This window comes from Sphingomonas hankyongi, assembly GCF_023516575.1.
GTDB classification, from domain to species: Bacteria; Pseudomonadota; Alphaproteobacteria; order Sphingomonadales; family Sphingomonadaceae; genus Sphingomicrobium; species Sphingomicrobium hankyongi.
Genome location: NZ_JAMGBE010000003.1, coordinates 420,249 through 447,161 on the forward strand (window position 1 = coordinate 420,249; position 26,913 = coordinate 447,161).

Here is a 26,913-nt window from a genome sequence, read left to right on the forward strand (position 1 = left end):
GGCGTTCACATGGGCATGGCGGGTTGGATCATCCTTGCAACAGTCGTTCTGCTGCTGCTGTACGTCATCGGAGTGTACAACAGGCTGGTGCGCCTGCGCGCGCTCGTCCGTGAAGGATTCAGCGGAATCACCGTCCAGCTTCGGCGCCGGGCCGACCTGATTCCGAACCTTGTCGAGGCGGTGCAGGGATATGCGGCCCACGAGCGCGAGGTCTTCGAGGAAGTGTCGCGGGCGCGGGCTGCAACGGTCAACGCAGGAAGCGTAGAAGCGACGGCGTTGGCCGACGCCCAGATGACCGGCCTTCTGGGGCGCCTTTTCGCGGTTGCTGAAGCCTATCCCGAGCTCAAGGCCAGCACGAACTTCCTGCAGCTTCAGGATCAGCTCGCAGGAATCGAAGGCGAGCTGCAGAGTTCGCGGCGCTATTATAATGCGACGGTTCGGGACCTGAACCTTACGATCCAGAGCTTCCCGCCGGTCCTGATCGCACGGCCGATGGGCTTCACCGAGGAGCCTTTCTACCAGGACGAGGATCCCGCCATTCAAACAGCGCCGAAAGTGTCGTTCGCACGCCCGGCGGCGTGAGCATGCGGTTCCTTCGGCGCGTTCTACCTGCGCTGCTGTTTCTCGGGGCCTCGGTCGCGGCCCAGGCAGATGAACGGATTCTCCGCTTCTCGAGCGACGTGCAGATCCAGAAGGACAGCTCGCTCCAGGTCACCGAGACGATCGACCTTCGCGCCGAGAACAATGCGATCAACCACGGCATCTATCGGGACTTCCCGACGCGCTATCGCGGCCGACACGGCAGTCAGGTCCGCGTCGGGTTCGAGTTTGAGGGAGCGACGCTCGATGGAGCCGCCGTGCCGGCTTCCGTCGAAGCCGCCCGCAACGGCGTCAGGATCAAGATCGGCGACCCGGAAACCTATGTCTCCGTGGGCGAGCATCGATACCAGCTCCGCTATCGCACGACCCGCCAGATCGGACGCTTCGCCGAATTCGACGAGCTTTACTGGAATGCCACCGGGAACGGCTGGATGTTTCCGATCGACGTGGCCGAGGCTCGAATTCGATTGCCGAGTGCATCCAACTTCGGACAGCGTGCAACCTACACCGGCCCTCAAGGATCGACTGCCGCAAATGCGGAGATTGTCGACGAGAAGCCGGGCGACATCCTCTTCCGCACCACCACGCCTCTCGCGCCCTACGAAGGCCTGACCGTCGCCGTCGCCTTTCCGAAGGACATCGTCGCGCAACCAGGTTCGGGCAGTCGGTTCCTCGACTGGCTTGCCGATTACGGCCCGCCGGCGGCTGGCGGGCTCGCTCTTCTTGGCTTGCTGGGCTTTTATTACGTCGCCTGGAAGCGGGCCGGCAGGGACCCGCGCGCGGGGACCGTGGTCCCTCTCTTCTCTCCGACCGACGATCTGACGCCGGCGGCCATGCGCTACGTGACGAAAATGGGCTCGGACAACCGCACCTTCGCTGCCGCTCTCGTGGATATGGGGGTTCGCGGGCATATCCGCCTCGTCGAAGAGGACGGCGGCTGGTTCTCCCGCGACAAGACTCGAATTGAGCGACTCCCGTCGAACGAGCCGCTACCCGACGAAGAGCAGGCCGCCCTCACTTCCCTCGTCTCACCGGGCGAATCGATCGTGATGGAGCAGAAAAATCATACGAAGTTTTCGGCTGCAAAGAACGTATTAGAGCAAAACCTGAAGAGACGGTACGAAGGAAAACTGTTCAACAAGAACTGGGGCTGGGCAGTTGCCGGCGTGCTCTTCTTTGCGGCCGCCCTGTGGCTCGTCGCAGCAAGCGTGGTGGCAGCGAGCGGCATTTCCCTGACATCTGTGCTGGTCCCGGTAGGCGCGGCAATCACCACCGCCCTCCTCTTGCTATGGATTCAGTCCGCTACAGCGACCGGCAAGTGCCTGATGATGATCGTCGCGATGATTTTCGCGGCGCTGGCTGTCACAACAGGCGGTCCCGTGATCCTTCAGGCTCTGGCGATCGGCTGGTGGCAACCTTTCATCCTGCCCTTGCTCGCAGCGCCGCTAGCCCTTTCGGCCTTCGCCTGGATCGACGCTCCCACGAAGGAGGGAAGGCAGGTTCTCGACCGAATCTCCGGGTTCAAACAGTATCTTTCCATTACGGAGCGCGATCGGCTCGATCGCATGCATCCGCCGGAGGACACGCCTGAGCTCTTCGAACGCTACCTCCCTTACGCAATCGCGCTGGGGGTCGAGAACCGGTGGGCTGAGCGCTTCGCTGGAATACTCGCTGCGGCCGCCGCGCAGGGCCAAAGCGGGATGGTGTGGTATTCGGGACATCACAGCCCGTGGAGCGACCCCGATGGATTCGCCAACAGCGTCGGGTCCGCCCTGTCGAGCACGATCAGCTCTGCTTCCACGGCGCCAGGCTCGAGCAGCGGATCTGGCGGGGGCGGATCTTCGGGCGGCGGCGGTGGCGGAGGTGGAGGCGGCGGCTGGTGATCAGGCCGCGCGACGCTGCCGGCGCCAAAGGCTGATCGGCTCTTCGCGATAGACGCCGTCGGGTTGCCGCTGATATCCCAGCCGTTCGGCAAGCTTGATCGATGGCATATTCCCGATCGAAATGATCGCGACCGTTTCCTGTGCGTCGAGCGTCCTGTCCGCCCACTTGAGAAGCGCGTCGCAAGCCTCGCGGGCGATGCCCCGGCCGTGCACCTCCGCGGCAAAGATATATCCCAGCTCCGGCACCCCCTCGATCGAGGGACTTATCTCACGATGATAGTCGAACAGCCCTACGTGGCCGACGAGCTTGCCATCGGACTTGCGTTCGGCCGCAAGCAGGCCCGTGCCTTGAAGGCTCCATAGGCCGACGCCCCCCAGCAGGCGCCGCCAGGAATCCTCGCGACCGAACAGATGCCCGCCGAAATGCTCCATGACGACTGGGTCCGAGAGGATTGCCGCATGCTCGTCGAGGTCGTCCTCACGGAATCCGCGCAGCAGCAACCGCTCGGTCTCCAGCTCTGGAGCCGAGGTTAGCGACGAAAATCGCGGCAATTACTTCTTGCCGAGGGTGAGGCCGCCGAAGCGCTTGTTGAAGCGCGCGACCTGTCCGCCTTCCTGCACCTGGCGGGTGCCTCCGGTCCAAGCCGGATGCACCTTCGGGTCGATCTCGAGGTGCAGCGTATCGCCTTCCTTGCCCCAAGTGGAACGGGTCTGGAACTTGGTGCCGTCGGTCAGCTCGACGGTAATCGTGTGATAATCGGGATGGATACCGGACTTCATGCGTAATTTCCTTGGGTTAGCGGCTGGTTTCCGACCAGCTCCGCAAGGTTGAGCGCGCGCCCTACAGGGCGCCGCGGAAACTTTCAACCTCAGGCGGGTTGAGGTTCAGCTCGCAGGGTGGGCAACGCCCGCTCGAGGAGGGCAAAGCCGAGGAAGAGGATCGCGCTGAAGAACAGGTCCCCAGCGACCGTGTTCTGGAAGAACGGAATGGCGGCAACATAGCAGGCGGCGAGGCCTGGTATCGTTTGCGGATACATTCCCGAGAAAAGCCAGACGCCGAAATTGGTGAGAACGAAGAACAAACACGAGCTAGCGAGCGCGGCGCCGCCGACGCGCAAGGCACTTATGCGCTTCAGCGCCGCCCAGCCGAGCACCACCACCAGAGCAACGCTGACGTACTGGACGATCATTCCCGGATAGAATCCGAGCACAAGATCGCTAAGCAACAGCGCCCCGAGCGGGGCTGCAAACGCAACAGGTCGCCGACCCAGATATGCGCCGCTGAATAATGCCATCGCTCCGAGAGGAGCGAAGTTTGGCGGATGCGGGACCAACCGCATTGCTGCGGCCGAAACGATCGCGGCGAGGATCACGAGCATACGCATATGATTGGTCGTCATGCTGCGCTGAATAGCTTCGTGCGCGCCGATTTGACAGCCCGTTGAACGGCGGCTTAGCAGAACGGGCGACCAGGGTGCCGCCCACAAGCTTGCTTGGCGGGGGCGGTTCAAAGGGAAGCCGGTCCAAATCCGGCGCTGTGCCCGCAACTGTGACGCCGAAAAGCTCGGCGAAGCCAGGAACCTGCCTTGGTCCGTCGTCCGTTTCCCCGGCCGGGTCCAGCCGCGGGGGCGTGGGCCGGCCGTCGCGGAATGCGACGCATCCCTCTGTGACGACTTCGTCAACAGGAGGATGAATGCCCGCTCTACCAATCGAAACAGCCCAGATTGTGATCACCGCTTCGCGCTCCCCTGGAAGCGAAGCCGAAACGCCTGCAAGCGTAACAATCATCGATCGCGACCGCATAGAGCGCCTGGGGGATGCGCTGGTACCGAGCCTTCTACGGCTATCGCCCTCCGTGGCCGTTACAACCCAAGGCCCTACCGGACTGCTCACGGAAGTTCGCATCCGTGGCGCCGAAAATAACCACACATTGCTCTTCATCGACGGCATCCGGGCCAATGATCCCGCCACCGGCGATTTTGCCCGCTTCGAGTTGCTCAACGCGGATCTCGCTTCTCGCGTCGAAGTGGTTCGCGGCCCTCAATCCGCGCTTTGGGGTTCGCAGGCGATTGGTGGGGTCGTCGCTGTCAACGGAACCGCCGACAGTCCCGGATATGCCGCCTCGGCCCAGGCCGGCTCCTTCGCTACGCTGAGGGGCAGCGGCTACGGCGCGCTGACTTCCTCAGCCTCTAGCATCGCCGCAGCGCTTGGTTGGCAACGCGCCGACGGCATCGATAGCTTCGGCGCGCCGGGAGGTGACAAGGACGGCTACCGCAATCTTTCCGGCAGGGTTCGAGCGACGACGCGCGTAAGTTCGTCGCTCGAGCTAGGGGCCAGCGCAATCGCGCTCACCGGTCGCGCGGAATTCGACGGTTACAGCCCGATCACCTTCGAGCGGACCGATACGCTCGACAACAGCCGCAATCGCCTTGTCGCAGGAAGGGTCTGGGCTGCGTTCGGCGGAGAAACAGCGCCATGGAGCGGCCATATTGGAATTTCGGCGCTGAGCTCGTCGAACCGGAACTATCTCGTCGACAATCCCGTCAACCGCACGAGCGGCACGCGCCAAACGATCGATGCGCAGGTCGAACGACAGTTCGTCGCTGGGAAGCTCGAGCAACGCTTCATCCTGGCCGCGGACGCGGAGCGAGAGACGTTCGAGGCGCGCGACGTCATCTACGCCGGAGCGACCGATCAGGATCGCGATCGCTCGCATCATGCGCTGACGGCCGAGTGGCGCGGGACGCGTGGCGGCTTGAGTGGCGACCTTGCCGTCAGGCACGACATGTTCAACCGGTTCAACGATGCGACCACGGTCCGAGCCTCGCTCCTGGCCGAGGTGGGCAGCGGTTTCGCTCTTGCTGGCTCTTATGCCCAAGGCATCGCCCAGCCGACGTTCTTCGACCTGTACGGATTCTTCCCCGGCGATTTCGTCGGCAATCCGGATCTCAAGCCCGAAAGCTCGAGAGGCTTCGAGGGGTCGCTTCGCTTCAGGCGCGCAAAGCTTGCCGCATCGCTGACGGCCTTCCGCCAGCGTCTCCATGATGAGATCGTCGACAATGCGACCTTCACCAGCGTCGTCAATTCGGAAGGCGTCAGCCGCCGGTGGGGGATCGAAGCTGAGCTTGCCTGGCAGCCCCTGCCCGATCTTCGGCTGACGGCTGATTATGCCTATCTCGAAGCCAGCCAACCAAGCGGGATAATCAACGAGCGGCTCGAGGAGCAACGGCGTCCCAAGCACAGCGGTTCGATCGCGGCGGACGGATCGTTCGGCAGATGGAGTTATGGAGCGTCCCTCGCCTTCGTCGGCGCGCATCTTGACCGCGAAGAGGTCTTTCCCTTCGGCGTGGTGCGTCTTGATCCCTATTGGCTGGCGGGGGCGAGGTTGGCGTACGCGGCATCGCCTCGGGTGCAGATCTTTGCCCGAGGCTCAAACCTTTTCGATGCGCGCTATGAAGATTCGGTGGGTTACCGGACGGAGGGACGTGGACTGTTCGTCGGAATCAGGCTGGCGGATCGGCGATCATCGCCGTGAATTCGCACTCGGTGGCGATCTCGCCATCGAGCATCGCGCGACCTGCGAACTTGCACACCCGGGCACGCTTCTGGAGAAATTCGACTTCGAGGCGGAGCAAGACGCCGGGCTCCACGGGCTTGCGAAACTTCACGCCATCGATCGACATGAAATAGACCAGCTTGCCAGAGCCAGCGAGGCCGAGGCTTTCGACCGCGAGCACTCCCGCCGCCTGCGCCAAAGCCTCCACCTGGAGCACCCCGGGCATGATCGGACGCCCAGGGAAATGCCCCTGGAAGAATTCCTCATTGATGGAGACCGCCTTGATAGCCACGATCCCCTTGTCCGGGTCGAGGCTCTCGACACGATCGACCAGGAGCATTGGATAGCGATGCGGCAGCGCCGCCATGACCCCCCGGATATCCAGTTGGCTGGCGGCGCTGACCGTCTGATCGCTCATCCCGATTAGCGGCCCGGCGGCGTCTGCTGGGCCTGCGCCGGTGCCGTCGTGGCGATCGTCGGCAGGGCGGTATTGAGGCCGGCAAGCACGTCGTTCGTGACATCGATGCTGGCGGAAGAGGCGAGCGTGGATCCCGTTTCAAGCAGGACGGTGGCGCTGCGGCGCTGCATCACCTGCTGATAGATCGGGCCGAGCTTGGTCGCGATCTGCTGCTGGATATACTGCTGGTTGCGCTGGATCTGCTGTTGCTGCCGACTGATTTCCTGCGCGCCCTGCTGGCGCTTCTGCTCGAATGCACGGACGCGCGCCTGAAGGGCGGCGTCAGGCTCTTTGCCATTCAGCGCATTGATCGCGGTCTGGATGGCTTTGCCCTCCGTCTCGAGCGGAGTGGATAGTGCCTTCTCCCGAGCCTGGAGGCCGCTGACCTGGCTGCGGAGCGCCGCCGTGGCCGTCTTGCAGGCATTGCACTGACCGGTAACGCGCTCGAGATCGACAACCGCGATGACCGCGGCCGGGATCGCCTGGGCCTGTGCGGCCGTCGGCAGGATGGTCGCGGTAACGAGCGCGGCCGAAAGGATGATCTTCTTCATTAGAATGCAGTCCCTACGTTGAAGCTGAACAATTTGGTGTCGTCGCCATCCTGCTTGAGCAGCGCTTTGGCGAGATCGAGGCGGATCGGGCCGAACGGCGAGACCCAGTTGAAGCCGATGCCAATAGACATGCGTGGGCTAGCAGAATCGCCGAGATAGAATTCCTTGAAACCGGACGTGAAGTTGAAAGTCGCCGGGCAGTCTTCCTTCGTTTGGCCGGGCTCAAGCGTGATTTGCGACGCTGTACTCCCTGCCGGCGGGCTGCACACGCCCGGGATATCCTGTAGTTGCGGAGTCGTCAGCTTGAACAGCGACCCGACGTCCACAAACGCCGAAGGGCGAATGCCCAGGTTACGGATGCTGGCGCTGACGGGGAATTCCAGTTCCAATCGTCCCATGTAGTAGGCACGCCCGCCAAGAGCGTCGACAATGCGCGCCTGGTCGGTCGCCAGGGTGCCGTCCTCATTGTAAGGCACGCGTTGGACGCGCGGCCCGATGCCACGAATGTCGAAACCGCGAAGCTGAGGCCCGAAGAAGCGGTCCGTCAGACGAACCGGATCCTCAAATTCGCTCGGTGCATCGTTGCCCGACCGAATGTATCCGCCCTCACCATGAAGCGAGACGACCCAATTCCCGAAGAAGCTGCGCCATTTGGTGGCGTTCACGATCGTGCGGAAATACCGGTTGTTGCCGCCGAGGCCTGCGAAATCCTGCGACAGGATGGCGCGCTCGCCGTGCGTTGGGCGAATGCCGTTGGTCGTGTCGTAAGCTAGCGAATATCCGATCAACGATGTCGTCGTCTTGCCGACTTCGTTGCAGAGATAGGTGCCGGCCTTGAAGGGATCGCATTCCAGGCCCCTGGGTCCCGTCGGTCCGTCCGGATCGGAATAGAAGGTGTCCTTATCCAGGGTAATATTGTCGCGGACCAGGCTGTAGCGACCGCCGAAAGTCAGAAACTCCGTCAGCGGGAAACCCGTGCGCAGCGCGCCGCCCGTGCTCGTCTGCGAATAGGTGGTGTTGCGTTGGCCGCCGACAAAATTGAAGCTGTTGTAGTCGCGACGGAAGATCTGGCCCCCGAGAAGGATTGGCTTGTCGAGGAAGTAGGGCTCGACAAAGCCCAGCTGAATCGACTTCGAGTAACGTGAGTAGTTGATCGATGCGTCGAGAGACTGCCCCATGCCCCTGAAGTTGTTCTGCGACACGGCCAGCTGAAGGACGAACTTTTCAAGGCTTGAATAGCCGCCGGAAAGCGAGATCTGGCCAGTCGATTTCTCTTCGACGTTGACGCCGAGAACGACGCGATCCGGCGCGGAACCCTCGTTCTGCTTGATCTCGAGATTGTCCTGGAAATAGCCAAGGCTCTGGATGCGGTCCTGGCTTCGTTTCAGCTTCAACGCATTGAATGCGTCACCTTCGTTCACCCGGAACTCGCGGCGGATCACCTTGTCGTGCGTGACCGTGTTTCCGGAGACATCGATGCGCTCGACATAAACGCGCGGGGTTTCGCCCACGCGGATAGTCACGTTCATCAGACGTTTTTCCGGGTCGCGGTCGTAAGCCGGGTTGATGTCGGCAAAAGCGTAGCCGAGGTTGCCGGCTTCCTCGTTGACCTTCGTCACCGCATCTTCGACCGCTTTGGCGTTGAACCAGTCGCCCGGCTTCAGATCGACAAGCTGAGTCACGCGCGCTTCAGGCAAGTCGCGAAGGGCGCTGTCAGCCTCGATCGTCCCGAACTTGTAGCGGGGGCCTTCCTCGACGACGTAGGTGATGACGAAGTCGCGACGATCGGGAGTGAGTTCGGCCAGCGCCTGCGCAACGCGGAAGTCCGCATAGCCTTCAGTTAGATAGAAGGCGCGGAGCTTTTGCTGGTCGGCGGCAAGCCGGTCCGGATCGTAGGTGTCGTTCGACTTCATGAAGCCCAGCAGACCGCCGGCTTCGCGCGTGAACATCTCCTTGCGCAGCCGATCGTCCTTGAAGGCCTCATTGCCGATGATGTTGATGCGCCGGACCTTGGCGAGGTCGCCCTCGTAGATCTCGAACACGACGTCGACGCGGTTCTGGTCGAGCTGGACGATCTTCGGCTCGACGCGCGCCGCGAAGCGGCCCTGGCGACGGTAAAGTTCGAGAATGCGATCCACGTCGGCGCGAGCGGCCGAACGGGTGAAGATCTGCCTTGGCGCAAGCTTGATCTCGGGCCGGATCTTGTCTTCCTTGAGCCGCTTGTTGCCCTCCAGGACGATGCGGTTGATGACCGGATTTTCGCGAACGGAGATCACCAGATCACCCGTCTCGGCGCCCGTAATCGTCACGTCGGCGAAGAGCTGGGTCGCGTAAAGGTCCTTCAGGGCCTGATCGAGCGTTTGCGCGGTGTAGGTCTGCCCGGGAGAGAGATTAGCGTACGCACGGATGGTCTCCGGCTCGAGACGCTGATTCCCGCGGACAGCGATCGATCGCGCCGTACGAGCAGTCGGTTCAGCCGTGACTGGAGAGGTCGGCGCGGGAGCCGGTGACGGAGGAGGCGTCGGCGCGGGCGCAGCCTGGGCCAGCAAAGGCGCAGCCGAGCCGCCGAGCACGGTTCCAATGAGAAGCAGTGCGCCGGCGCGCTTGCTGAAGCTATTCGACTCTGAAATCACTCGTCCCCGCCTTATCGTGATGCGGTCCCGGCGGTGGCCACCGCCTTTTCCGAACTCCGCCCTGCCCTAAGCCTGCTACCCAATCAAGCGCTGAAGCCGATCCCACAAACCAAGCGATCCCAGATCGTTGACGGTAGTGAAGATTAGCAGCGCAAGGATAAGCGCAAGTCCGCCGCGAAACGCCCAATCGAGCGCGCGAGCGCTGATCGGACGACGTCGGACAGCTTCAACGGCATAGAAGAGCAGATGGCCACCATCCAGCATGGGGACTGGCAAGAGATTGATGAATCCGAGATTAATTGAGAACAGCGCCATCAGCTGGACAAAGGGGAGCAGGCCCAGCTCCACCCCCTGCCCCGCGACCTGGGCGATCTTGATCGGCCCGCCGAGCTGTTTCGGGGAGATGGCGCCGCGGATCAGCTGCACCAGTCCGTCTGCGATCGACCGGGTGAGCCGCCACGTATAATCGCAGGCTAGCGGTACGGCTCGGTAGACCGGGATCGGTTCTCCGATGCCAGCGCCCGGATAAACGCCCAGTAGGCCGCGCTCTTGCTTCTGGCCCGAAGCGTCCTCGAGGTAATCCGAGCCAAGCTTGACTTCGACCTCGCGGACAGCGCCGCCGCGCTCGAAAGCTATATCGACCGTCTCGCCCGGACGGACAGCCACCACGTTGAAGATGTCGTCGAAGCTCGGCGTATCGCGGCCGGCGACCGAAATGATGCGGTCGCCCGCCTGGATCCCGCCCGTCGCGGCAGCACTGCCCGCCTGCACTGCACCGATGACGTTGGTGCGCGGCGTTCCGACAAACGTGAAGAAGGCCGCAAAGATCAGGATTGCGAGAAGGAAATTCGCCATCGGTCCGGCGAGCACGATGAGGAAGCGCTGCCACGCAGGCCGGAACTGGAAGGCCCTGTCGCGAAACTCCTCCGGGACATCGCTTTCCTCGCCCGGCACGCTCGCCGCATTCATGTCGCCCACGAACTTCACGTAGCCGCCGAGGGGAAGCCAGCCGACCTTCCAGCGTGTTCCCTGTCGGTCGGTCCATCCTAGGATCTCGCGGCCGAAGCCTATCGAGAACACCTCTGCGGGGACCTTGAACCAGCGCCCGACGAGATAGTGGCCGAGCTCATGGAAGAAGACGAGCGGGCCGAGGGCGCACACGAACGCAATGAGCACGAGCCAGAGGGGCGGCTGTGAAAGCATCAGTGGCAAACCGCTTTCATGGAAGACTGCACATTGAGGCGTGTCTCACGATCTATGTCCAGTACCTCTGCGATGGATTGCGGCGGCAGGTAGCTTGCCTGCGCCAGGGCGTCCTCGACGATGCGCGTGATGTCCGTGAATCGAATTTCACCGGCCAGGAAGCTTGCGACCGCGACTTCGTTGGCCGCGTTCAACACAGCAGGGGCAGAGCCCCCTTGCTCCAATGCCTCGCGCGACAGCCTGAGCGCCGGAAAACGTTGCGTGTCCGGTTCTTCGAAGTCGAGCCGGCCAACGGATTTGAAATCGAGGCGCTGGGCAGGCGTCGCGAGACGCTCGGGCCAACCCAGGACATAAGCGATTGGGATCCGCATGTCAGGCGAACCGAGCTGCGCAAGGACGGACCCGTCGACGAACTCGACCATGGAGTGAATCACCGATTGCGGGTGAACGACGATGTCGATCCGTTCCGAAGGCAGGCCGAACAGATAGTGGGCTTCGATCAGTTCGAGCCCCTTATTCATGAGCGTCGCCGAATCCGTAGAGATTTTGGGGCCCATCGCCCAATTCGGGTGAGCCACCGCCTGCGCCGGGGTCATCGCCTCCAGGTCGCTCGCTGCCGCGGTCCGGAAGGGACCGCCGCTCGCAGTCAGCACGATTCTCGAAACATCGTCTCGACGACTGCCTGCAAGGCATTGAAATATCGCATTATGTTCGCTGTCGACCGGAAGGATGGTGGCGCCGTTTGCGGCCGCGGCATCCGTCATCAGCGCTCCGGCCGTCACGAGCGCTTCTTTGTTGGCGAGGCCAATCGTCTTTCCGGACTCTACCGCCGCCATGACCGGCTGCAAGCCAGCACAACCGACAATCGCGGCGATCACCAGTTCGGCTTCGCCCGACGCCGCCTCGGCAAGCGCAGTTTCCCCGGCCGCGGCACGGCAATCCGTGCCTGCGAGCCGGGTCCGGAGGTTGTCGAAATGCGCTTCATCGGCAACGACCGCTAGCCTCGCTCCCGTCCGTCGGGCAATATCCGCAAGAGCATCGCTATTACTCGCGGCCGTCACGGCGACCACTTCGAAGCGATCGGGCGAACGTTCGACGAGATCGAGCGTGGACGAGCCGATCGAGCCCGTCGCGCCGAGGATGGCGATCTTCCGTCTCACGTCAGCCCCAGTAGCTGAGCGATGGCCGTGAGAACAGCGACGGGGACCAGGCCATCGAGCCGGTCAAGGACGCCGCCATGGCCTGGAAGCCAGTGCCCGGAATCCTTTACTCCGGCCCTCCGCTTCATCCAGCTTTCGAAGAGGTCGCCGGCCTGGGCCGCTACCGCGAAAATTGGCGCGAGCATTAACAGCAGGGTCCCTAGCCCTGTCATCAACGCCCATGCGCCGCCGACAATGGCGGCCGCAACCACTCCGCCACAAAGGCCGGCCCAGGTCTTGTTGGGGCTGATCGAGGGGGCAAGCTTCGCCCTGCCGAATGTCCGCCCGGCGAAGTAGGCGCCGATATCCGTCGACCAGGTCACCAGGAACACCCAAAGCAGCAGCTCGAGCCCGTGGACGTCCCGCTCGCGTACCCAGAGCAGCGAAAGGGCTGGAGCGAGAGCGTAGAAGAAGCCCCCAATCTTCCACGACAGGCCCCAGTCACGAACGATACGCGTCCACTCATAATACATGGCTGTCGCGACGGCGGCGACGGCGACGGCGAAGATGGTTCCGCCAACCGCCGAAGCCAGGAGTGCAACGGCGATCATTACGACGCCCGTCAGAGTGCGGATCGCGAGTTCGCTCATCGGCCACCGAATCGACGCTGGCGTCTTCCAAATTCTTCGATCGCCGCGACAAACGCCTGCTCGTCGAAGTCAGGCCATAGCGTATCGACAAACAAGAGCTCTGCGTAAGCCGCCTGCCACAGCAGGAAGTTCGACAGCCGAACCTCGCCTGACGTCCGGATCAGCAGATCGAGATCCGGGAGACCATGCGTCTGAAGCTCTGCTGAAATTGCGTCTTCATCGATCGTCGTCGCGTCCAGTGATCCATCGTCGGCGCGCTGGGCGAGCGCTCGTGCGGCGGCAGCGATCTCCTGCTGTGAACCGTAATTGAGCGCGACCACCAAGGTCAGACGATCATTTCCAGCGGTGCGTCCGACTGCCCGTTCGAGCCGCTCCGTAAGATCAGGGCCGAAAGCGGAATAGTCGCCGATCAGCTTGAGGCGAACACCCTCTTTCAGGAGCGTGTTCAGTTCGCGCTCGAGGTAGAAGCGCATGAGCCCCGTCAGGTCGGCGATTTCTTCGGAGCTGCGGCGCCAGTTTTCCGACGAGAAGGCATATAGGGTGAGCACTTCTACGCCGTTATCCGACGCCGCCCTGAGGGCGCGGCGAACGGATTCTGCTCCAGCCTTGTGACCTGCGACACGCGGCAGCCCGCGCTGCTCCGCCCATCGGCCGTTACCGTCCATGATGATGGCGACGTGGCGGGGGACCGCGGTCCCGCCGTGCGCGCCTGTCGCGCCCTCAGGCGCGGGTGCTGGCTTCACTTGCCGAGGATTTCCTTTTCCTTGGCGTGGGCGGCCTCGTCGATCTCCTTGATCGTGTCGTCGGTCAGCTTCTGGACCTCATGTTCCAGCCGCTTGCGCTCGTCCTCGCTGATCTCATGCTTCTTCTCGTCCTGCTTGAGATGGTCCATTCCGTCCCGGCGGACGTTGCGAACGGCCACGCGAGCTTTCTCCGCATACTGGCCCACCAGCTTGGCGAGCTCCTTCCGGCGCTCCTCCGTGAGCTCGGGGATCGGCAGGCGGATCATCTGCCCGTCGGTCACCGGGTTGAGCCCTAGCCCGGCGGAACGGACTGCTTTCTCTACCGGCCCAACATTGGAACGATCCCACACCTGGACCGAGATCATCCGCGCCTCCGGCACGCTGACCGTCGCAACCTGGTTGAGCGGCATGTTCGCGCCGTAAACTTCGACATGCACGGGATCGAGCAAGGCAGTCGACGCGCGGCCTGTCCGAAGGCCCGCAAGATCATGCTTTAGCGCTTCGAGCGCACCGTGCATGCGTCGCTTCAGGTCCCCCATGCTGATGCTTGTCGTCATCTTTTACTCCTCGTTCTGCACGATCGTCGCCATGCCGCGACCCGAAAGCACCTCAGCCAGGTTGCCCGCTTGGCGTACGTTGAAGACGACGATCGGAATATTGTTGTCGCGGCAAAGGGCGACGGCGGCCGCATCCATCACCTTCAAGTCGTCGCTAAGGACCTTGCTGAAGCTCAGCGTCTCGTAACGTTTCGCGTCCTTCACCTTCTTGGGATCGGCACTGTAAATGCCATCGACGCTGGTCCCCTTGAACAAAGCGTCGCAGCCCATTTCCGCCGCTCGAAGTGCCGCTGCCGTGTCGGTCGTGAAATAAGGATTGCCCGTGCCTGCTGCGAAAAGAACGATTCGGCCCTTCTCGATATGCCGTAATGCTCGGCGGCGGATGTAGGGCTCACTGACGCTGGCCATCGGGATTGCGGACTGAACCCGCGTCTCGGCGCCAAATTTCTCGAGGGCCCCCTGCAATGCAATTGCGTTCATGACTGTCGCGAGCATGCCCATATAGTCGGCGCTCGCTCGGTCGAAGCCTTTCGCAGCTGCGGCCATGCCGCGGAAGATGTTGCCGCCGCCGACCACCAGGCACAGGCCCGGGCAATGCTCGCGCGCAGCAATGATCTCCTTCGCTAGCGCATCGACGGCATCGGGATCGATCCCGAACTGACCTTGTCCCATCAACGCCTCGCCGGAGAGCTTGAGCAGGATCCGGTTGAAGCGTGGGCGGGTCATCAGGGAGGCCGTCCTTCAGTGCAAAGAAAAGGGCGGACACGCTCTTAGCGCGCCCGCCCCATTTTCCAACTGCCTTACTGCTTAGGCGACCGGCTCGGGCTTGTTCGTTCCCGCGGCGGCCGCGACTTCCGCAGCGAAGTCGTCCTGCTTTTTCTCGATCCCTTCGCCCAGCTGGAAGCGGACAAAGCTCTTGAGCTCAATGCCAGTCCCGGCATCCTTGGCGGCCGAGGCAACGACTTCGGCGACCGGGGTCTTGTTGTCCATCACGAACAGCTGCGACAGAAGCGCATTATCCTTGCGGAACTTGGCAAGGCCGCCCTCGACCATCTTTTCGATGATGTTCTGCGGCTTGCCGCTTTCCTTCGCCTTTTCCATCGCGATCCCGCGCTCGCGCTCGACGAGCTCGGACGGGAGCTCTTCGGCCGAAAGAGCCAGCGGATGGGCTGCGGCGACATGCATCGCAATCTGCTTGCCAAGGGCCGTCAGCGTCTCGGCGGGAGCAGCACTCTCGAGCGCGACGAGCACGCCGATCTTGCCGAGGCCCGGCGCCACCTGATTGTGAACGTAGGACACGACGGCGCCCTGCCCGACTTCTACAAGCGCTGCGCGGCGCAGCGACTGGTTCTCACCGATCTTTGCGATGTTGTCGGTCAGCTTTTCCTGGACCGTACCGCCCTCGGGATACTGAACAGCTCCCAATGCCTCGACGTCGGTGCCATGCTGAAGCGCCAGCTTCGCGACATTGCGGACGAAATCCTGGAAAATCTCGTTCTTCGCAACGAAGTCAGTCTCGGAATTCACCTCGACAACGGCGCCGCGCTTACCGTCAACCGCAACGCCGACAAGACCCTCTGCGGCTGTGCGACCGGCCTTCTTCGCGGCTGCCGCAAGGCCCTTGGCACGCAGCCAATCGATGGCCGCTTCCATCTCGCCATTGGTTTCGGCGAGCGCCTTCTTGCAGTCCATCATGCCGGCGCCGGTGCGCTCGCGCAGTTCCTTCACAGTCGCGGCCGTGATCTCAGCCATTTCTATTTTCCTTTCGTTCCCCGGCGAAGGCCGGGGTCCAGTCCAGATTCAATATAGGTCCGGGCCCCTGCATCCGCAGGAGCGCAGTCAGTTTCAGGCTTCCAGCGCGGGCTCGACCGGCGGCTCGGCCATTTCGCCGATGTCCTGGCCACGCGCAGCGGCGTTGCCCGAACGGCCCTCATTGACTGCCTGCGCGACGGAATCGCAGTACAAGCGGATCGCGCGGCTGGCATCGTCATTGCCGGGAACCGGGAAAGCGATACCGCTCGGATCGCTGTTCGAATCCAGGATGGCCACAACCGGAATGCCCAGCGTGTTCGCTTCCTTGATCGCCAGCTCTTCCTTGTTGGTGTCGACGACGAACATGACGTCGGGGAGACCGCCCATGTCGCGGATGCCGCCCAGGCTCTTCTCGAGCTTGTCACGCTCGCGAGTCAGCTGCAGCACCTCCTTCTTGGTGAGGCCCGCGGTGTCGCCCGAAAGCTGCTCCTCAAGGGTCTTCAGGCGCTTGATCGAGTTCGAAATGGTCTTCCAGTTGGTGAGCATGCCGCCCAGCCAGCGATGGTTGACGAAATGCTGACCCGCAGCCTGGGCCGATTCGGCAATCGCGTCCTGCGCCTGGCGCTTGGTGCCTACGAACAGTACCTTGCCGCCCCGGGCGACAGTCTGCTGAACGAAGTCGAGCGCGCGGGCGAACAGTGGAACGCTTTGCGACAGGTCGATGATGTGAACGCCATTACGGTCGCCGAAGATGTACGGCTTCATCCGCGGGTTCCAACGATGGGTTTGGTGGCCGAAATGCGCTCCGGCCTCGAGCAATTGCTGCATGGTGACGACCGTGGCCGCCATAATCTTTCTCCTTCCGGTTCTGCCTCAGCGGAGCCGAATGACCAGCCTTACGGCCGGCACCGGTATGTAAGCTCCGCCTGTGGGATGCGCGGCCACCTAGCGAAAGGGACGGCCGCTTTCAAGGGGAGGAAAACCAGCCGGCTTGACAAAGAAGAACAAAACAGGAACGTTGTTTCACCTCAACTGAGCGCCCTGCTCCTTGCTGGAACGAAACGTGTCCAGATTGGTTAGGCGCTCTCAAGAAGGACCGATGCGATGATTGCAGCCCTGGCCACCCTCGCCTTCCTAGCCACTTTGTGGCTCTTGGTCGTCGTGGGCGCGGCAGTCCTTGAGGAAAGCGGCGCAAAGATCGCCGCCGCCCTCAAGGGGCAGTCCGCAAATGGTTCTTGCCTGCAGTTAACGCCGGCGCGCATCCGCCCTCGGACCCGGGTGCAGCAGCCTATGCGCGTCCGGCCCCGCTGGCGCGACGCCGCCTGACCCTCGCATATCCGGCAAGGCTGAAGGGTATCATCGCCAAATAGAGAAGTGCGACGACCAGCAACGTATGCCACGGAGCGCGAATGAGGGCTGCTCCGAGCAGCGCCACTCCAGCAAGCGCAAATAACCGCCAGCCACTGCGAATGCGAATGCTGGACCAGCTATAGGTCGGGATGCTCGAAATCATCAGCAGTGCGATGAAGATCGTCCATGCCATGACCAGTGGCCAGGCGCGGAACGCTTCATTGCCGGTGATCAGCCACAGGTAGATCGGCACGAACGCCAGGCCTGCTCCCGCCGGAGCGGGCACCCCCGTGTTGAACCCGGCAGACTTATGGGGTTGATCGGCTGCGTCGATGCGCGCGTTGAAACGCGCAAGCCGAAGCGCGCAGCATACAGCCAGCGACAGGGCGGCAATCCAGCCGAAGCGCGGTGCGGTCTGCAACGACCAGAGGAACAAGATCAACGCGGGAGCTGTGCCGAACGCAATATTGTCGCTCAGGGAATCGAGCTCCGCGCCGAACTTGCTCTGTGCCCTCAGCAGGCGCGCAATGCGCCCGTCCATTCCATCAAGGACGCCCGCTAGGACGATTGCCCCGAGCGCCTTTTCCCACTCGCCTCCAATCCCGAAGCTGACACCCGTGAGACCCAGGCACAGAGCCATTGCGGTAATGGCATTGGGGATCATTGCGCGGAACGGTATCGGCCGCGGCTCGCTGTCCTCGTTCATTGGCTGGTGCCGGTAAGTCCCGGATCGACACCGATCTCCGCGAGCACTGTTTCGCCTGCGATCGTACGCTGACCCAAAAGGACGCGCGGGCCGGTCCCGGCCGGCAGATATACGTCGACGCGGCTGCCGAAACGGATCAGGCCGACACGCTGCCCAGCTTCAACTGCATCGCCTTCCCGAACGAACGCGATAATGCGGCGAGCGACCAGGCCGGCGATCTGCGTGAAACCGATCGCCGTTCCGTCGGTCCCCTCAACGAGAAAGTGCTGGCGCTCATTATCTTCACTCGCCTTGTCGAGATCGGCGTTCACGAACTTGCCGGGGATGTAAGCGATGCGCTTGACCCGTCCGGCAATGGGCGCGCGATTGATGTGAACGTCGAAGACGCTCATGAAAATCGATACGCGCGTGAACTCGCCTTCCGCCAGCAGCCCTGCCCCCCGAAGCTCCGGCGGGGGCGGCACCCGAGCGATCAATGTAATGAGGCCGTCGGCTGGCGCGATGACCAGTTTGTCCCCACGAGGCGTCGTCCTGACGGGGTCTCGGAAGAAGGCCGCGACCCAGATGGTCAGGCCGACGAGCAGCCAGCCGAGCATCTGCCAGTGCAGCAGGAAAGCGAACAAGGTGATGGCGCCTGCGCCGACCGCGAACTTGCGCCCTTCAGGGTGGACTGATGGGAAACGCCATTTGACGTTGGTTGTGGTGAGCGGACTGTCCGGCTTCTCAAGGGCTGGCATGGCGCTTCCCTTAAAGCGCAGCACGCAGGCGCACAACGCCGCGGTTGCGCCCGTTCCGCGCGCATCCTAGAGCGCGGGCGAAATCTGAAATCGCAGGACTGACATGGCCAAGATCAAGGTGAAGAACCCGGTCGTCGAGCTCGACGGCGACGAGATGACCCGCATCATATGGCAGTGGATCCGGGAGCGCCTGATCCAGCCTTATCTCGACGTCGACCTCCGCTATTTCGACCTGTCCGTCGAGAACCGCGATGCGACCGACGACCAGGTCACCATCGATGCAGCCAATGCCATCAAGGAGCACGGCGTAGGCGTCAAATGCGCGACCATCACGCCAGACGAGGCGCGGGTCGCCGAATTCTCGCTCAAGAAGATGTGGAAGTCGCCCAACGGGACGATTCGCAACATCCTCGGCGGAGTCATCTTTCGCGAGCCTATCGTCATCTCCAATGTCCCGCGCCTGATCCCTGGCTGGACCGACCCGATCGTCGTCGGCCGTCACGCATTCGGCGATCAGTATAAGGCAACCGACTTCCGCGTTCCGGGGCCCGGCAAGCTCACCATGAAGTGGACCGGCGAGAACGGGGAGGTGCAGGAATATGAGGTGTTCGATTTCCCCGGCTCGGGCGTGGCCATGGGCATGTACAACCTCGACGAAGCCATTCGCGAGTTCGCTTATGCCTGCTTCAACTACAGCCTCGACCGCGGCTGGCCCCTCTACCTCTCCACGAAGAATACGATCCTGAAGGCCTATGACGGGCGCTTCAAGGATATCTTCCAGGAGATTTACGACAGCGAATACAAGGCGAAGTTCGAAGCTGCTGGCATTGAATATCAACATCGCCTGATCGACGACATGGTCGCATCCGCGCTGAAGTGGAGCGGCAAGTTCGTCTGGGCCTGCAAGAACTACGACGGGGATGTGCAGTCGGACCAGGTTGCTCAGGGGTTCGGCTCGCTGGGCCTGATGACCTCGGTGCTGATGACTCCCGACGGCAAGACCGTCGAGGCCGAGGCTGCTCACGGCACGGTTACCCGCCACTATCGGATGCATCAGCAGGGCAAGGCGACGTCGACGAACCCGATCGCTTCGATCTTCGCCTGGACTCGCGGGCTTATCTACCGCGGCAAGTTCGACGACACGCCCGAGGTGGTCCGCTTCGCCGAGACGCTCGAAAGGGTTTGCGTCGAAACGGTCGAGAATGGCCAGATGACCAAGGATCTCGCCATCCTCGTGGGTCCAGAGCAGGCGTGGATGACGACCGAGCAATTCTTCGAGGCGATCGTGAAGAATCTCGAAGCGGCAATGGCGGAAGAAGGCGTCGCTGCTTGAATTGGAGACGACAGGGCATTTACGCCCTGCTGCTCCTCATTCTCCTGTCACCGCTCGCCGCTCCGCAACTGCTGGCTTTCCCTTTTTCGGCTCGCGTCGGGGGTCATGACATCTACTCCGAAGCGCCGATCGGGCCGCGGATTAGCGAGATCGTGGGTCGCGCGGACGATGTTGCGCGGGGTTCGCCGATCGCAGGCAGCGCCGGCGATCAGCCGATTTTCCTGACCGACGGCGGGTGGCGCTGGATCTGGCTTTCGCTCGGTTCGCTCGGCGCCTTCGCGATTAGCCGACCGCTGGTCGAGGCAATTGTCGTGAACCGCAGCGATCAATCGGCGGATATCGTCCGCAATGGCCGGGCCGTCGGCGGCCGGCGCTCCCTTTCAGGAACCATCGCGCACGAGATGACGCATGGCTCGATCCGGACTCACTTCGGGGTTACAGCCGACTGGCGCTATCCGGCGTGGCTGCGCGAGGGTTATTGCGATTATGTCGCCGGCGGCGGGTCCTTGTCGGACAAGGAAGCAGCGAAATTGGAGCAAACGGGTACGAAGCACCCTGCCCTGATCTATTGGCGGGGCCGCAAGCAGGTGGAAGCCGAGCTTCGTCGAAACGGCGGCTCCGTAGACAAATTATTCGCCGCGCACCGAATCTAGAGGGGAGCGCACGCGCTCCCGCCTGAAGCCCAGCCCGATGATCCGCCCGGGAATGCGTCGGAGCATGGGAAATCGATTGAGCATCCGGATCAACATGGGCGCCTGGCGTATCGGCTCTCCGCCCTGAAGCAGTCGCCCGATGACGCGGTCCTGCGCAGCTTTCTGCCCAGCCTGGATGATCTGCGTCGGCAGCATGCGCCGGTCCTGCACCTTGTGAAGTAGGGGATCGATGTCGTCGCCCCGCCGCAAAGGGACCGCGAGCGCGTTCGCCGCCGCCACCGCATCCTGGATGGCAAGGTTGATCCCGATGCCGCCGATCGGCGACATGGCGTGGGCGGCATCGCCGATCGCCAGCAGGCCCGGGCGCCACCATTGCGTCAGGCGATCCAGCTTGACCGTCAGAAGGTGGAGATCGGTGATCTCGTCCAGGTCAGCGAGATCGAGATCCGGCGGTGCAGCCGCGGCCACCTCCTCACGGATCGCATCGATACCTCGCGCCTGATAGGCTTCGGCAGCGCCTTTCGGGATGAGGAAGGCGCATTGCCAATAGTCGCCGCGGTCGATCATCACGAGAAGCCGTCCTCGCTCGACGTTTCCCCGCAAGGCCCCTTGAGCCCGCTCCTTCTTGCCTACTCGGAACCAGAACACGTCCATGGGCGCCCCCAGGTCGGCGAGGGGCAAGAGATTCCTGGCGATCGATGACCGTCCGTCGGCCGCAATAGTCAGTTTCGCTTTCCGCTCGCTTCCGTCGCCGAGCCGGACTCCAGTCACCCTCCCCCCACTTTCGACGAAAGCGGTCACGGGGGCGGACATCTGGAGATCGAATGTCGGAAAAGCGGCTGCTTCTCCCCGGAGGAAGTCGAGGAAATCCCACTGGGGCATCATGGCGATGAACGGCGCGGCGGTGTGCAGGTGCGACAAGTCCCCGATCGTCCATTCACGACCGGCGATACGCAGCTCAGCTCGATCGACCCTGTCATGCGGCCGCGCAAGGAAGCGCTCCAGCATTCCAAGCTGGTCGAGGATCTCCATGGTCGAGGGGTGGACGGTGTCGCCACGGAAATCGCGAAAGAAATCCGCGTGCTTCTCGAGAATCTGAACCTTGCAACCGGCCCGCGCGAAGAGGAGGCCCGCCATCACGCCGGCCGGTCCGCCGCCGACGACGATCAGATCGAGGTCTGACGTCATGACGGCTGTTTCGCAGCCTGATCAGTCGCGGGTCAAGCCTTCGACAAGGCAGATGCCTTGTGCGCCGCTCTTGCTCCCTCCTCCGTCTCGACGAGATATTCGGGATTTTCCTTCGACGCTGCGACCTTGTGACCCTTGATCGTCATCGGGGAGGTTATCTTCTTCACGACCTTTCCACGGGCCGTCCCGCCGTGCGATTTCCACGAGACGCGATCACCCGATTTCGGTTGATTTGCCATCATCCAAGCTCCTTCACATCCCCAACACTTTATCGCGCCGTCAGGGTGACACCCGGCTACCGACCTGCTCTAAAGCCGGTAGATGCACGGTGAGTTCAGCACGTCCGGTTTCAGCGATGCGCTCGTGGTGCTGGGAGCTGCGGGGATCATCATCCCAGCGTTCACGCGGTTCCGTATTAGCCCGGTCATCGGTTTCATCCTGATTGGGATCTTCGTCGGGCCGTTCGGGCTCGGCGCATTGACGCACAGCTATCCGGGGCTGAACTACGTTTCGATCTCGGACGCCGAACGGATCGAACCGTTCGCCGAGCTCGGGATCGTGCTCCTCCTCTTCTCCGCCGGCCTCCACATCAGTTTTCGCCGGCTACAGGCGATGCGACACACCGTTTTCGGGGTCGGAAGTGCGGAGCTGATCGGAAGCGCCGTCCTGATCAGCGGCGGGCTCCTGGCCTTTGGCGTAGCTCCGCAACCCGCGATCGCGCTGGGACTTGCGCTGTCCCTTTCGTCCACGGCCCTCGTCCTTCCCATCTCCGGCGTGGAAGGGCCCGTGGGCCGCTCCGCATTCGCCATGTTGCTGTTCGAAGATCTGGCGCTCGTGCCGATGCTCTTCGCGATCGAGGTCATCGGCGGTCACGCAGAAGGTAGGGAATTCATTCGCACCGCCCTGCTCGCGATAGTCCTGGTCGCGGCCATGCTTGCCATCGGCCGGCTCGCTCTGCCCTCGCTCTTCGCCCAGGCGGCAAGAGCCAAGAACCCTGAACTCTTCCTCGCGATCAGTCTCCTGACGGTGATCCTCGCCAGCCTCGCGACAAGCGCGGTCGGGCTCTCTCCGATCCTGGGCGCGCTCATCGCCGGCATTCTGATCGGCGAAACGGATTACCATGCGGAGGTCGAAACGATCGTCGCTCCGCTGGCCGGTCTGGCGCTGGGGATATTCCTGATCACCGTTGGAATGCGCATCGATCTCCGGACGGTCACGCAGGAATGGCCTACGATCCTCGGCGCGGCCGCCGCAGTGCTGATCGCCAAGGCGATCGTCACGACGCTGTTGCTTAGAGTATCTGGATCACGGCGAGCCGTTTCCGTCGAGACAGGCATATTGATGGCCAGTCCGTCCGAAACGAGTCTGATCGTGATCTCCGCCGCAGCGGGGGCCGGACTGCTTGCCGCAAGCGAGGCCAATTTCTGGACGACCGTGACCGCGATCGGACTGACGGTCACGCCGCTGCTAGCCAAGCTCGGCCGTTTTGCCGGGAAGCGCGCCGCCGCCCAGCATCTCGCCGATGAGCTCGATTCGACCGTGGAGGGAGCGAAACTGGGGCAGGTCTTTGTCCTTGGCTTCGGGCGCGTCGGACGGATCGTCGCCGAAATGCTCGAAGCGCATGGCAAGGACTATCTCGCGGTCGATGCCGACATTGACGGAGTCGCCGCTGCACGAGCCGACGGTTACGACGTGCTTTTCGGTGATGTGTCCCGGCCAGAATTTCTGAAGCGCCTCGCAAAGCGCGAGCCGAGCGCCTTCATTCTTACGATGGACAATCCGGTGCTGGTCGGCCGGCTGACACGCGCGCTTCGCAAGGCATTCCCGGATCTGCCGATCATCGCTCGAGCTCGCGATACCAGCCACGCGAGCAAGCTTTACCGCGCCGGGGTGACCGACGCCGTCCCGGAAACGCTCGAAGCGTCGCTCCAGCTATCGGAAGCGGCGCTGGTCGATCTTGGCGTCGCGATGGGACCGGTCATCGCGAGCATTCATGAAAAGCGCAGCGAACTTCGCGCGCGCATCATGCAAGAAGCCGAACTGGATGAAATCCCGGCTTTGGGGCGACGGCTAAGAGACGTTCAGACGTCCCCCGCTGGATCAAACCGAAGCACCCCCGCGGTATAGGTCCTGTGCTGCGGGTCATCCGCGGGATGCCGGCTACCGTCGTAAACGACCACCTCCTCGAAATCGAAGGGCGACAGTCCTGCAAGGCAGGCGACGTTGATGCCTAACTCGTTCGGGTTGGACCGGCGCTTGTGGTGGGTGTAGATCCCGCAAACCGAGCAAAAATGGTGCTCGGCGCTCTTCGTGTTGAAGCGATAGGTCGCCAGCTTGTCGGCGCCCTCATGGACTTCGAAGCCCTGAATGCTACCCGTCACGGCGATTGCGCCGCGCATCCGGCAGATCGAACAAGTGCATCGACGCGCGGACGCGAGCCCTTTTGGAAGTTCGGCCGTGAATTTCACAGCACCGCAATGGCAGGATCCGCGAAGCGTGATCGGATCGCCGCTCTGCGTGTTGATCACGCGGCGACCTTCTCCAGCGCGTCCCTGACAGCATCCAGCGCCGCCTGAGCCTTGGAACCGTCGGGACCGCCGCCCTGGGCCATATCGGGACGGCCGCCGCCCCCCTGCCCGCCGAGCGTAGCAACCGCGGCTTTCAACAGGTCGACGGCACTTACCTGTCCCGCGAGGTCATCCGTGACGCCGACCGCAACGCTGGCCCGGCCCTCATTCACAGCCACGAGGGCGCCGATGCCGGAGCCAAGCCGCTTCTTCATTTCGTCAACAGCTGCGCGCAAGCCCTTGGGATCAAAGCCATCCACGACCTGGCCGAGAAATTTATGCCCATTGACCTCTTCGGGCGCGGGACCCTCGGATTTCGCGGCCCCGCCCATCGCCAGAGCTTTTTTGGCGTCCGCAAGCTCGCGCTCCAGGCGCTTGCGATCCTCCACGAGCGCAGCGATGCGCGCGGGCACCTCGTCAGGTGCGGCTTTCAGCGTCGCCGCCGCTTCGCGAAGTTTCGAATCACGGTCGGTCAGCCAGCGTCGGGCAGCCTCTCCGGTCAGCGCCTCGATCCGGCGGACCCCTGAGCTGACTGCGCTTTCGCTGATGATCTTGAGGAGCTGGATATCGCCGAGGGCACGAACATGCGTTCCGCCGCACAGTTCCACCGAATAGTCGGCATCGGCGCCGCGACCCATCGAGAGCACGCGAACCTCGTCGCCATATTTCTCGCCGAAAAGCGCCATGGCTCCCGCCGCGATCGCGTCGTCAGGAGTCATCAGCCGCGTGGTGACGGCCTCGTTACCGCGAATCTGCGCATTCACATCGGCCTCGACCTGATCGATCTCTTCCCGCGTCAGCGCCTTCGGGTGCGAGAAGTCGAAGCGGAAATAATCGGGCGCGACCAGGCTGCCTTTCTGGGTCACATGCGTCCCAAGCCGATGTCGAAGCGCGGCGTGCAGGAGGTGCGTTGCGCTATGATTGGCCCGCACGCGGTCACGCCGCATGGAGTCGACGATCTGGTGGACGCTCTCACCGACGGAGAGTTCGCCGCGAGTGATCTTGGTCCGAAGGACGTGAAGCTTGCCCAAGGGTTTTGACGTGTCCTCGACTTCGCCAGATAAACCCTTGAGTGTGCTTAGCTTTCCGGTGTCGCCGATTTGTCCGCCGCTCTCGCCGTAGAAAGGTGTCTGGTTGAGGAGCACCTCGACCGTCTCGCCGACCTCGGCGCTTTGAACGCGTGCGCCATCCTTGACGATCGCAAGCACGACGCCCTCGCCCTCGTCGCCGGAATAGCCCGTGAACTCGGTCGCGCCATATTCCTCGGCAAGGTCGAACCAGATGTCGTCGCTCGCCTTCGACCCGGAACCCTTCCATGCGGCACGCGCTTTGGCCTTCTGCTCGGCCATGGCGCGCTCGAAGCCGTCCTGATCGACCCGAAGTTCCTTCTCGATCAGCGCCTGCTCGGTGAGGTCGAGCGGAAAGCCATAAGTGTCGTATAGCTTGAAGGCGGTCTCACCCGAGAGCGTTTCGCCCTTCCCCAGGCCCTCGGTTGCTTCATCCAGCAGCTTGAGCCCAGTCGCAAGCGTCTGGCGGAACCGAACTTCCTCCTGCTGCAGCGTGGCTTCGATCAGCGGCTGGGCGCGAACAAGCTCGGGATAAGCGGCGCCCATTTCCGAGACGAGCGACGGCACCAGTCGGTGCATCAAGGGCTCGCTGGCGCCCAGAAGGTGCGCGTGGCGCATTGCACGGCGCATGATGCGGCGGAGAACGTAACCCCTGCCCTCATTGGCCGGCAGCACGCCGTCCGCAACGAGGAAGCCAGAAGCCCGCAGGTGGTCGGCTATGATGCGATGGCTCGCGGCCATGTCCGCCGACTTGTTCGACGTCAGCGACTCCGAGGCATGGATGAGCGCTTTGAACGTGTCCGTCTCGTAATTGTCGTGAACCCCCTGCAGCACCGCGGAGACACGCTCCAGGCCCATGCCCGTATCGATCGACTTCTTCGGCAGTTCGGACACGATCTCGCCCGCCGCCTGCTCATACTGCATGAAGACGAGGTTCCAGATCTCGACGAACCGGTCGCCATCCTCATCGGGGCTTCCGGGCGGCCCGCCAGGCAAATGATCGCCATGATCGTAGAAGATCTCCGAGCAGGGCCCGCAGGGACCGTCGTCGCCCATCGCCCAGAAATTGTCCTTCGTGGGAATTCGGACGATCCTGCTCTCGGGAAGGCCGGCAATCTTCTTCCACAGATCGAATGCTTCGTCGTCGGTGTGATAGACGGTCGCCGTCAGCCGGTCCGGACTAAGACCCCATTCCTTCGTAATGAGGTTCCACGCCAACTCGATCGCGCGATCCTTGAAATAATCGCCGAACGAGAAATTCCCGAGCATTTCGAAGAAGGTATGGTGGCGCGCGGTGTAGCCGACATTGTCGAGGTCGTTGTGCTTGCCGCCGGCGCGGACGCACTTCTGCGAACTGGTGGCCTGGCTGTACGGCCGCGTCTCAAGCCCCGTGAACACATTCTTGAACGGCACCATCCCCGCGTTGACGAACATGAGCGTCGGATCGTTGTGCGGCACCAGCGGGGCCGACGGGACGCGCGCGTGGCCGTTCTTCTCAAAATAATCGAGGAATCCGCGCCGGATGTCGTTGGTCGTGGTCATTGTGCTCGATGATGTAAATGTTGCGCTGCAGTGCGGCAAGGCGAGC

26 protein-coding genes and 1 riboswitch are annotated in these 26,913 nt (G+C 62.8%); of the genes, 6 read left to right on the forward strand and 20 right to left on the reverse strand.

The window, feature by feature from the left end:
• Positions 1 to 9: 9 nt before the first annotated feature.
• Together LZ538_RS10575 and LZ538_RS10580 are read left to right on the forward strand one after the other, a co-directional pair.
• Entirely contained in the window at positions 10 to 582 is a 573-nt protein-coding gene (locus tag LZ538_RS10575) for a LemA family protein (RefSeq protein ID WP_249831975.1), read from the forward strand.
• A 2-nt stretch (positions 583 to 584) separates the two neighbouring features.
• On the forward strand, positions 585 to 2,483 hold the full coding sequence (locus LZ538_RS10580; protein ID WP_249831976.1) for a DUF2207 domain-containing protein: 1,899 nt from the start codon (positions 585 to 587) through the stop codon (positions 2,481 to 2,483).
• Here the strand turns inward: LZ538_RS10580 and LZ538_RS10585 are convergent, their stop codons facing one another.
• From LZ538_RS10585 to LZ538_RS10595, 3 genes are all read right to left on the reverse strand, one after another.
• Entirely contained in the window at positions 2,484 to 3,035 is a 552-nt protein-coding gene (locus LZ538_RS10585) for a GNAT family N-acetyltransferase (protein ID WP_249831977.1), read from the reverse strand. It lies immediately after the preceding gene.
• On the reverse strand, positions 3,036 to 3,263 hold the full coding sequence (gene rpmE, locus LZ538_RS10590) for a 50S ribosomal protein L31 (protein ID WP_249831978.1): 228 nt from the start codon (positions 3,261 to 3,263) through the stop codon (positions 3,036 to 3,038). It abuts the gene before it with no gap.
• A gap of 89 nt (positions 3,264 to 3,352) precedes the next feature.
• Positions 3,353 to 3,883, reverse strand: a complete 531-nt coding sequence (locus tag LZ538_RS10595; protein WP_249831979.1) for a DUF6580 family putative transport protein — start codon at positions 3,881 to 3,883, stop codon at positions 3,353 to 3,355.
• A 55-nt stretch (positions 3,884 to 3,938) separates the two neighbouring features.
• Positions 3,939 to 4,086: riboswitch (cobalamin riboswitch) on the forward strand.
• Between the two features lie 90 nt (positions 4,087 to 4,176).
• On the opposite strand from LZ538_RS10595, the gene LZ538_RS10600 reads away from it, so the two are divergent.
• Positions 4,177 to 6,018 carry a TonB-dependent receptor plug domain-containing protein gene (locus LZ538_RS10600; RefSeq protein ID WP_249831980.1) on the forward strand — a complete coding sequence of 614 codons (1,842 nt, stop codon included), beginning with the start codon at positions 4,177 to 4,179 and terminating at the stop codon, positions 6,016 to 6,018.
• Here the strand turns inward: LZ538_RS10600 and fabZ are convergent.
• From fabZ to LZ538_RS10665, 13 genes are all read right to left on the reverse strand, one after another.
• Positions 5,987 to 6,457 (reverse strand): 3-hydroxyacyl-ACP dehydratase FabZ, encoded by a 471-nt coding sequence (gene fabZ, locus LZ538_RS10605; RefSeq protein WP_249831981.1) that lies wholly within the window; start codon positions 6,455 to 6,457, stop codon positions 5,987 to 5,989. The genes LZ538_RS10600 and fabZ overlap by 32 nt on opposite strands.
• Before the next feature lie 5 nt (positions 6,458 to 6,462).
• Complete coding sequence (locus LZ538_RS10610) at positions 6,463 to 7,047, reverse strand: OmpH/Skp family outer membrane protein (protein WP_249831982.1); 585 nt, start codon at positions 7,045 to 7,047, stop codon at positions 6,463 to 6,465.
• On the reverse strand, positions 7,047 to 9,677 hold the full coding sequence (gene bamA, locus LZ538_RS10615) for an outer membrane protein assembly factor BamA (RefSeq protein WP_430741978.1): 2,631 nt from the start codon (positions 9,675 to 9,677) through the stop codon (positions 7,047 to 7,049). The genes LZ538_RS10610 and bamA overlap by 1 nt, the downstream gene beginning before the upstream one ends.
• Positions 9,678 to 9,755: 78 nt before the next feature.
• A complete protein-coding gene (locus tag LZ538_RS10620) occupies positions 9,756 to 10,883 on the reverse strand; it encodes a M50 family metallopeptidase (RefSeq protein ID WP_249831984.1) in 1,128 nt (375 codons plus the stop codon).
• A complete protein-coding gene (locus tag LZ538_RS10625; protein ID WP_249831985.1) occupies positions 10,883 to 12,043 on the reverse strand; it encodes a 1-deoxy-D-xylulose-5-phosphate reductoisomerase in 1,161 nt (386 codons plus the stop codon). Before LZ538_RS10625 ends, LZ538_RS10620 begins: the two co-directional genes overlap by 1 nt.
• Positions 12,040 to 12,672: a phosphatidate cytidylyltransferase gene (locus LZ538_RS10630; RefSeq protein WP_249831986.1), complete on the reverse strand. Its 633-nt coding sequence runs from the start codon at positions 12,670 to 12,672 to the stop codon at positions 12,040 to 12,042. Before LZ538_RS10630 ends, LZ538_RS10625 begins: the two co-directional genes overlap by 4 nt.
• Positions 12,669 to 13,337 (reverse strand): polyprenyl diphosphate synthase, encoded by a 669-nt coding sequence (gene uppS, locus LZ538_RS10635; protein ID WP_249832213.1) that lies wholly within the window; start codon positions 13,335 to 13,337, stop codon positions 12,669 to 12,671. Before uppS ends, LZ538_RS10630 begins: the two co-directional genes overlap by 4 nt.
• A gap of 74 nt (positions 13,338 to 13,411) precedes the next feature.
• Positions 13,412 to 13,954, reverse strand: a complete 543-nt coding sequence (gene frr / locus LZ538_RS10640; protein ID WP_249832214.1) for a ribosome recycling factor — start codon at positions 13,952 to 13,954, stop codon at positions 13,412 to 13,414.
• 21 nt (positions 13,955 to 13,975) lie between these two features.
• Complete coding sequence (gene pyrH / locus LZ538_RS10645) at positions 13,976 to 14,698, reverse strand: UMP kinase (RefSeq protein WP_249831987.1); 723 nt, start codon at positions 14,696 to 14,698, stop codon at positions 13,976 to 13,978.
• A gap of 81 nt (positions 14,699 to 14,779) precedes the next feature.
• Positions 14,780 to 15,724, reverse strand: coding sequence for a translation elongation factor Ts (gene tsf / locus LZ538_RS10650; protein ID WP_249831988.1), 945 nt, complete (start codon positions 15,722 to 15,724; stop codon positions 14,780 to 14,782).
• Between the two features lie 93 nt (positions 15,725 to 15,817).
• A complete protein-coding gene (rpsB, locus tag LZ538_RS10655) occupies positions 15,818 to 16,573 on the reverse strand; it encodes a 30S ribosomal protein S2 (RefSeq protein WP_249831989.1) in 756 nt (251 codons plus the stop codon).
• Between the two features lie 439 nt (positions 16,574 to 17,012).
• On the reverse strand, positions 17,013 to 17,780 hold the full coding sequence (locus LZ538_RS10660) for a CDP-alcohol phosphatidyltransferase family protein (protein WP_249831990.1): 768 nt from the start codon (positions 17,778 to 17,780) through the stop codon (positions 17,013 to 17,015).
• Positions 17,777 to 18,517, reverse strand: coding sequence for a phosphatidylserine decarboxylase (locus LZ538_RS10665; protein WP_249831991.1), 741 nt, complete (start codon positions 18,515 to 18,517; stop codon positions 17,777 to 17,779). The genes LZ538_RS10660 and LZ538_RS10665 overlap by 4 nt, the downstream gene beginning before the upstream one ends.
• Before the next feature lie 103 nt (positions 18,518 to 18,620).
• Here LZ538_RS10665 and LZ538_RS10670 point away from each other — a divergent pair, with 103 nt between their 5' ends.
• The gene (locus tag LZ538_RS10670; protein WP_249831992.1) at positions 18,621 to 19,850 is read left to right on the forward strand and encodes an NADP-dependent isocitrate dehydrogenase; all 1,230 of its coding nucleotides are present in this window, start codon (positions 18,621 to 18,623) and stop codon (positions 19,848 to 19,850) included.
• Positions 19,847 to 20,503, forward strand: a complete 657-nt coding sequence (locus tag LZ538_RS10675; protein ID WP_249831993.1) for a hypothetical protein — start codon at positions 19,847 to 19,849, stop codon at positions 20,501 to 20,503. Before LZ538_RS10670 ends, LZ538_RS10675 begins: the two co-directional genes overlap by 4 nt.
• On the opposite strand, the gene LZ538_RS10680 is transcribed toward LZ538_RS10675, so the two are convergent.
• Together LZ538_RS10680 and LZ538_RS10685 are read right to left on the reverse strand one after the other, a co-directional pair.
• On the reverse strand, positions 20,480 to 21,691 hold the full coding sequence (locus tag LZ538_RS10680; RefSeq protein ID WP_249831994.1) for an FAD-dependent oxidoreductase: 1,212 nt from the start codon (positions 21,689 to 21,691) through the stop codon (positions 20,480 to 20,482). The genes LZ538_RS10675 and LZ538_RS10680 overlap by 24 nt on opposite strands.
• 32 nt (positions 21,692 to 21,723) lie before the next feature.
• On the reverse strand, positions 21,724 to 21,933 hold the full coding sequence (locus LZ538_RS10685) for a hypervirulence associated TUDOR domain-containing protein (protein WP_249831995.1): 210 nt from the start codon (positions 21,931 to 21,933) through the stop codon (positions 21,724 to 21,726).
• 79 nt (positions 21,934 to 22,012) lie between these two features.
• On the opposite strand from LZ538_RS10685, the gene LZ538_RS10690 reads away from it, so the two are divergent.
• The gene (locus LZ538_RS10690) at positions 22,013 to 23,818 is read left to right on the forward strand and encodes a cation:proton antiporter domain-containing protein (protein ID WP_249831996.1); all 1,806 of its coding nucleotides are present in this window, start codon (positions 22,013 to 22,015) and stop codon (positions 23,816 to 23,818) included.
• Here LZ538_RS10690 and LZ538_RS10695 read toward each other — a convergent pair.
• A complete protein-coding gene (locus LZ538_RS10695) occupies positions 23,773 to 24,219 on the reverse strand; it encodes a GFA family protein (RefSeq protein ID WP_347402764.1) in 447 nt (148 codons plus the stop codon). The genes LZ538_RS10690 and LZ538_RS10695 overlap by 46 nt on opposite strands.
• Positions 24,216 to 26,867 carry an alanine--tRNA ligase gene (gene alaS / locus LZ538_RS10700; protein WP_249831998.1) on the reverse strand — a complete coding sequence of 884 codons (2,652 nt, stop codon included), beginning with the start codon at positions 26,865 to 26,867 and terminating at the stop codon, positions 24,216 to 24,218. Before alaS ends, LZ538_RS10695 begins: the two co-directional genes overlap by 4 nt.
• Positions 26,868 to 26,913: the final 46 nt, after the last annotated feature.